The organism is Marinagarivorans sp. (assembly GCF_982758155.1).
The window spans coordinates 1-7681 of sequence record NZ_CEXWTU010000228.1 but is presented as its reverse complement, the minus strand read 5'-3'; the positions used below and the strand labels follow the sequence as shown (position 1 = coordinate 7681).

General features: G+C 47.0%; 4 protein-coding genes. 3 read left to right on the top strand and 1 reads right to left on the bottom strand.

The window, feature by feature from the left end:
• Positions 1 to 169: 169 nt before the first annotated feature.
• Both AC3A8L_RS17905 and AC3A8L_RS17900 read left to right on the top strand, forming a co-directional pair.
• Positions 170 to 2209, top strand: coding sequence for a cytochrome P460 family protein (locus AC3A8L_RS17905; protein ID WP_487963641.1), 2040 nt, complete (start codon positions 170 to 172; stop codon positions 2207 to 2209).
• Positions 2210 to 2671: 462 nt separating this feature from the next.
• Positions 2672 to 3859, top strand: a complete 1188-nt coding sequence (locus tag AC3A8L_RS17900) for an EAL domain-containing response regulator (protein ID WP_487963642.1) — start codon at positions 2672 to 2674, stop codon at positions 3857 to 3859.
• A gap of 130 nt (positions 3860 to 3989) precedes the next feature.
• On the opposite strand, the gene AC3A8L_RS17895 is transcribed toward AC3A8L_RS17900, so the two are convergent.
• Positions 3990 to 6215: a TonB-dependent receptor gene (locus AC3A8L_RS17895; protein ID WP_487963640.1), complete on the bottom strand. Its 2226-nt coding sequence runs from the start codon at positions 6213 to 6215 to the stop codon at positions 3990 to 3992.
• 617 nt (positions 6216 to 6832) lie between these two features.
• On the opposite strand from AC3A8L_RS17895, the gene AC3A8L_RS17890 reads away from it, so the two are divergent.
• Positions 6833 to 7681, top strand: an 849-nt coding sequence (locus AC3A8L_RS17890) for a hypothetical protein (RefSeq protein WP_487963639.1), incomplete at its 3' end; no start/stop codon positions are given.

Genomic DNA, 7681 nt, shown 5'->3' with positions numbered 1-7681 from the left:
AACGAAGATAAGGAGGTCGAGATCAAGCATTAGTGGATGAAATATTGTTTCCTCGCCCCTAAGGCCAATAAAGGTGACCTCGCCTATGCAATTTGGCCTGTTCGTTTACACAATAAATAGAACGCCCTATGTGCCACAACACTAAGCACTAAACCAAAAGGACTCCAACATGAAGCACCCTAAAATCAACGGTAAAGTACCGCTAGTAAAGCTAGCCAGCGTGACTTTGCTTGCCGCTGCAATCGTCGCTTGTGATGGCCAAACCATTAGCGTCAGCGTCGACGATGATTCATCTATGTCTATGTCATCAAGCCTTGGGACTGCCAGCTCTAGCAGCATGATTCACAACTCTAGCAGTATGATGAGCGAGACTCATTCGTCAATGTCTTCAGGACATTACAGTAGCGCACCCGAGCATCATGAATTTAAAGCCGTTATTAGCGATTTTGTCGGTTATAGCGATTGGCATGAAAGCGATTACAGCATAGGCGCAACCCACCCCATGCTTGGTGGCGCACACCAAGGTGAAGCCGGCAAAAGCGATGACTACATGCGCAAAAGCTTTATGAATGCCGCAGCCTACAAAAGTAAAGACGCGCACGAGTTCGCCATGGGCTCCATTATTATTAAAGAGACATTCACGTTTGAGCACAGCGAACACGGCATGATGAAAACCTTCGCACCAACCGGTGGCCTTTTAGCCATGGTTAAACGCGGCGGCGGCTTTAATGCTGAGAATGGTGGCTGGGAATGGTTTATTCTGGATAACGACTTGAAATCCGTAACTGCACAAGGCGAAAAACCCGCCGGCAAAAACTGCAGTGGCTGCCATAGTCTTGCCGATGGGAAATCTGATACGGGGACAGATTTTACGTTTGCAAAAACCGAATTCGCAATAGATACCCACGCCTTTAAAAACTACCAAGATTGGGAGTTAATTGACTACAACACCACCCCAGAGAACTTAGATGGCTGGGCCCATATTGATAATCCCGATTTACGTCGCACCTTCCAAAAGCAACGCTTAGCCTACCCAGATCAACATGGCAACATGCACTACCCTACCGGCACAACGCTCATTAAAGAAATCACCAAAGACGGTAAAGTCGCGCAAGTTGTCGGCATGGTTAAACGCGGCGGCGACTTCAACCCCGAGGGCGGGAACTGGGAATATTTCATGCTCGACCCGCACGATGTCGCTAAAGTTGTCGTAAATGACGCAGGCGATTCACTGCGTGGCGCCCTGCCTGGCTGTAATGCTTGCCACAGTGCGGCAAAAGATGAAAAAGGCGTGGATCATGTCTTCAAACACAGCGATGCCGTTTTTAATTCACACGCCGAAAAAACTGAATATATTGCCAGCAACGCCACCTTTAGCAATTACAAAGATTGGCATCTTGCAGACTATGTATTGGGTAACCACAACCCGTTTATTGGCGCAGCCCATGGCAACTCAGAACCCGACTATGTGCGTGCGGTTTTCCAAAACGGTAAAGCCTATAAAATGCTACACGATGCTTACTACCCCGTGGGTAGCGTGATCATTAAGGAAACCTTCAGCACAACAAACGGCATTAAAAAACTAGCTGATGCCGGCGGAGTACTGGCCATGGTTAAACGCGGTGGTAGTTTCAACCCCGATCATAATGGCTGGGAATGGTTAGAACTCTCTCACGAAGGTAAAATCACCAAGCGTTCTGCTGAGTTAAAAAATGGCGCGTGTAACGCCTGTCATTCGAAAGGCACCGGTACAGCAGGTGTTGATTATAGCTTCACCAAGCCCAGCGAAGTCACTACCACTATTCACGATTTAAAACACTTTAAAACCTGGCCGCTCATTGGAGATGAAAAAGGCGAAGACTCGGTACATGGTGGCCACAACCGTAAAACCTACAAGAAACAGGGACATGCCAGCCCTTATATTTTTAAGGAAGGCGAATACCCAGTAGGCACTACGTTTGTTAAGCAGGTGTTTGATAAGCTCGGCAATACCACACGAATTGTTGCCATGGTAAAACGCGGCGGCGAATACGATCCGGCGAATAACGATTGGGAATGGTTTATTTTGAATAACGATGCCAGTAGTATTTCTCGCCAAGGCCCATCATTATCCCCCACCTGTACTAGCTGCCATGCCAAAGCTGCTGTAAATCGCGGTATGGATTATGTTTACCCCCATGCAAATGATCCCGTCCCTGCTCCGCACTAATAGCAAATAGAGATAAACCGCAAAGCGCTAATGCTTTTTAATAGCATTAGCGCTTTTTTATGCCTGCCTTATTTACGCCCTTAGGGGCGAGAACATAAGGGCCGAGGAAAAAATACTTTATGCAATAATTTTTTATCCAATACTTGATGTCGACATTCTTACCCTCGCTACCCAAAGCGTTACATGCCTCAGTGATTACTTCTCGACGCTATGTCCAGCATTACCCTAATAACGTATATCCCCATACGGATGCAACGCCTAATTAGACAAAGCATTACACTGAATATGTGAGATAGATAGTTTATGCACCCTATGCCATTGGCCCACCTACATCCTATACTGTAGACCTGCGGACATCAGATATGAGTAATGATATATTTTTGCTCACTCAACTAGTGTTCGGTGACTACTAGGAAAAATTGACCACCATAGAGTTTGAAACGTCTTAGGAACAGGGTAGTGATGACCAATCCGACCATATATATTATTGATGACGAGAAGGATATAGCCGCTCTATTAGTGGAGTATGTTCGCATACTGGATTACCAGCCAAAAGCCTATACAGAGGCATCCAAATTCTTCGAAGAAAGTGCAGATCACAATAAAGACGCCATAATGGTTTTAGATCTCAACATGCCAGGCATGGACGGCGTCGAAGTGATGCGAGAAATGGTGACTAAGGGTATTGCCTTACCTTTAATATTGGTGAGTGGCTATGATTCCGGGATACTGCATTCCGCCGAATTACTCGCAAAGGCCTATTCTCTCGAGATTATTACAACCTTAGACAAACCCTTCACATTTAATGCTTTTAAAGCGGCAGTGCAGAAGTATAAAAAAATAGAGGGGTATCGCGAACAGCGCTGTGATGTATCGATTACCGCTACTGAACTGGAATTCGCTATAGCCGATGAACAGCTACTTTTACACTATCAGCCACAAGTTGATATCAAATCAGGTGCGATAGTCGGTGCTGAAGCCTTAGTTCGATGGATGCACCCCCTACACGGACTACTTTACCCCGATGTATTTCTGCCAACGGCCGTGGACAATGGATTAATGGACGCACTAGCGGAGCTGGTCGTTAAGCAAGCCGTAAAAAGAGTCATTAACTGGCAAGCTCAAAATATTTATTTTCGCGTATCGATTAATATTTCGGCTGATAATATTACCTCGCTTTCCCTGCCCGAACAATTGAGCAAACTACTCAAAGAGAATAATCTAGACCCATCTATGCTGATGCTAGAGGTAACAGAAAGCGAGTTAATGGGGGAGCTGGCCACGTCTTTAGACATAGTAACGCGCCTGCGCATGAAAGGTATTGAATTATCCATTGATGATTTTGGCACCGGCTTTTCCTCCTTGTCGCTGCTATACCGTGTACCTTTCACAGAATTAAAAGTCGATAGAACTTTTGTTATGAATATGGCGCATGATTCAGAAGCCAGAGGCATCGTTAAAACCTGTATCTCGTTAGGCCATGAGCTAAAAATGAAAGTCGTCGCGGAAGGCGTGGAAACACAAGAAGCCTGGAATGAATTAGCAACACTAGGCTGCGATATCGCTCAGGGGTATTTTATTGCTAAACCAATGCCTGCGAGTGATTTTGGGGAATGGCTCCAGCTAAGAGAAAACCAAGCACATCGGTGAAGCACCGCAAGCCTTACCCTCGTGGGAACAACGCCTAATGAAATGCTAAATCTGCGGCTTTCAATTAGCCGGGAATAGAAAGTCGCTGACTATTGTTCATTTGTGTAGCATGCAAACTTAAATAACATTATTAAAACCGATAGCTTGCCTGCAGACTGAATGAGCGGGGGGCGGTAATATATTTAACATAGGTAAGTGGGAACATTGGGTGATCAAAGCTATTCACACTGACTTTTTCGTCGGTAAGGTTTCTGCCTATGAGGGCTAACTCCCAGCTATTGTCCGTTGTCACCAATGCTAGGCGAGCGTTTAATTTTGTATAGCTGTCTTGGCGGTGATTGGGATCCAAGCCGAGTGCAGTGTAATACTCACCGGAATAAACGACGTTTAAATTGCTACGAAAGATTAATAAGCCCGAGACGTCCGCTTCGTAATCCAGGTTTACATTAGCGCTAAAGTCCGGTGCAAACTGCCCTGTTTTCCCACTAAGGTCCTGCGTTCTACTGGCTAGGTCACATCCAAGATCTAAGCCCTCTCGCTGTCGCGAAGTACAGGGCGCCCCACGGTAGCTATCGAACTCAAACTTCTGCCAAGTGGCCGTTACGGATACCATAAATTTTTCGGTGAAGGCTTGCCGGTAATCAAGTTCAACCCCTTTTACAGCGGCTTCTGCTGCGTTACCCACGTTGAAACCAGCACCTGTGAACTGGGTTACCTGAAGGTTGTTGTACGCTGTATGAAAAACACTGACATTGAGCGTAGCGGCATATTCCGGCAGTGCTGCCTTGGCGCCAACTTCAAAGTGGCTCGCCTTCTCATCATCAAATTCGAAATCAGGCTCAGCCACTGCGCCCATGCTGCCACCTAAGCCGTTGATATCAAACCCGCCCATTTTATGGCCAACGTTGACACTGGTATATAGCATGATGTTGTCGTTGACATCGAATTCAGGCCGTAGCAACCAAGACAAATAGTCTTTATTCCTACTGCTGGAAACGTCGTGATTAAAGGCGCCAAACAAGCCTTCAAGAGCCGCGTTATTAAAAACAAGAGAATCGGAAACTGATTTACGATCTGAACCCCAGCGCGCCCCGAGTGTTGTGCGCAGGTGATCGGATACTGCAAGGACGCCTTCAGCAAAGATTGCCCAGGTTGTCGTATCTTGTTCCGAAGGAGAGCGAATGACGGCGCCCGGCCCGGGAAGCTCTATGGTAATAAACTGTTCAAGCGCTTGTTTTTGATAGTACGCCCCCGCAAGGTAATCGAAGTAGCTTCCCAGCGACGATTCAATACGTAACTCTTGACTGTACTGTTTAAATATCTGATTGGTTTCTTGGGCAACAAGGTCGGGCTGCAGGTGCGCTACATCGACAATATTGTGCCAGTCATACTCGGTGTAACCCGTTATTGAGGTCAGAACGTAGTTTTTACCTTTGAAGCCAGCCTTTAAGCTGAGAGTATCGAAAGTATTGTCGTCTTCAATCTGCCCATTCTTGATAGCGGTAAACCCGGACAACATTCCCCCATAGGCCACATAGTCGAAATCGCCGGGGTCTCCAGTTGCCGGGGCCAACGCAGCTGCCGCGCTGGGGTCATAAGTCACTTGACCCACATTACCTAAAGTACGCAAATCTTGATGTTCATAGGACAAGCGAGCGGTCATATTGCCGGCGTCGTCAAACAGAAGCACTACCCGCCCCCCCCAGTTGTCATCTTGCGGCACTTCACCGCCGACCGTAGGGTTGGAGAGGTAGCCATCAAAGCTGCTTTTATAAAATGCAGCCCTAGCGTTTAAAGCGTTACTGATTGGGCCGGAAACGCTTAGCCCCCCATCAAACTGGCCATCGTTACCAGCAAGTAATCGCAGTTGCCCTTCAAAATTTTCGGTCGGATCATTAGTGGTAACAATAAACGCACCAGCCGTTACATTGTTACCGTATAACGTTGATTGCGGCCCTTTTAATACCTCAATACGCTTAAGGTCGAAAAACTTAGATCTTAAGTGACGGCCTCTTCCCATGTAGACTCCATCAAGAAAGGTGCCGACCGATTGCTCGAAGCCATTGTTGGTACCGGAACCCACTCCGCGAATAATAATACGTTGTGAGTTTCCCGTTCTCGAAACGATAACCGCCGGCATATTTTCAGACAAACTTTCGATGTCAGCAAAGCCCCGATCGGAAATATTTACACCGTCAAATACTTGGACTGTCAATGCTACATCTTGCAGCGATTGCTCACGTTTTTGTGCTGTGACCAAAACTTCTTCAATTTCTTGAGCCCCTGCCGTACTCACTAACAGGGTCATGGCTATCGTCAGATAAGCCTTGTGATACGCGTCAAGATTAATAACCATCGAATTCATCTCTCCTTATCCACTAATGCTTATTCTCGGCAAAACGGCAAGCCCATTGCCATAATACCCTCAGAGTAGCCAAAAAATTATCGTGATTGCGGGGCTAGGACCATTTAAACAAGAAGAATTTGAAGCTAATAATTCCTGGGTAATAATGATTTGGAATATAGATTTCAGTGGCTGCCGGTAGCGTGTGAATATAGAGCAACTGACTTTAATGAGGGGCGTGGTTTTACATTGTCTAAAGCGGTTCAGCTATCAATGGTTTAAACTCAAGCAGGCAATGAAAACGCCCCAGATAACCTCCTAGTCTTGGCGGGTATACCAAGCGTATTTCGATAACCTAGCTTAGGCACGAGAAAATAATATCTGGTGATAATTCGTGACGTTTATTAGCATTCGCAAGCCAAGCCCGGTAATTTTTGTCGGATTAATGGCTTGAGGCCCACTTGATATTGTTATGACAAGGGCTATTGTTTAGCCGCGCAATATCGGCCGCCACTTTATTATTTGATGGCCCGATAATACTCATTCCTCTTTGAGAGAGGCTTAATTTATTTTGTCTCTCAATTGTCACAACAACATAACCAGTTAATAGTGGACTGGGGGATAATGATATGACAATTTTCAACGCCATGAGCCTGAACGCACGCTTGAGCTGGCTAATTGTTTTGGTAATCACTCCCGTATTGGCGTTAGTCATCTATTCCGCCTACGAACAACAGGGATTGCATCGCAAAGACGTGATCACCCTTGCTGTTAACACGAGTCGTGAAGTCGCGGCTCAGCAGGGCCAAATCATCGAGCGCGCAGAAGAATTGCTGCTAACCTTGTCACGCATTCCAGCGGTCCGCGAGAAGCACGCAGCACAATGCAGCGCGCTTTTCTCCGATCTGTTACCGCGCTACCCGCAATACCTGAACCTTGTTGTAGCCGATATTGATGGCTCCGTTTTCTGCAGCGCTAGGCCGCTACCGGGGCCTCTTAACGTAAAAGACAATCCATCTTTCGCCCAGACACTGGAAAACCGCGGCTTAGCGATGGGTGGGCTTTCCTTCAGTCGGATCAATGGTCGCCCCTTTATCGGCGAGGGCTACCCAGTACTGGATGATGCAGGTCAAGTAGTCGCCGTTATTGGAGCCATTCTGAGCGTAGACTGGATGAACCAACAATTTGCCCGCCACGAACTTCCTCAAAATACTGTTCTCACCCTGTTCGATCAATACGGCACCGTTGTTGCGCGCTCACCGGATGCAGCACAATGGGTCGGAAAAAGTATCAAGGCCTCAGCATTTTTCGCCACGGCAGTGCGCGGAGAGGATTCTCTGCTGGCTGATGACGAGGATGGTGGTGGTGGTGGTGTTCAACGTATATTTGGCCTGGCGAAAGTACAAAACTCACCCCAAACTTCCGCCTACTACGTCGCCATGGGGTTCGCCGTCGATCAGGCCTTCGAGCTTTGGTAC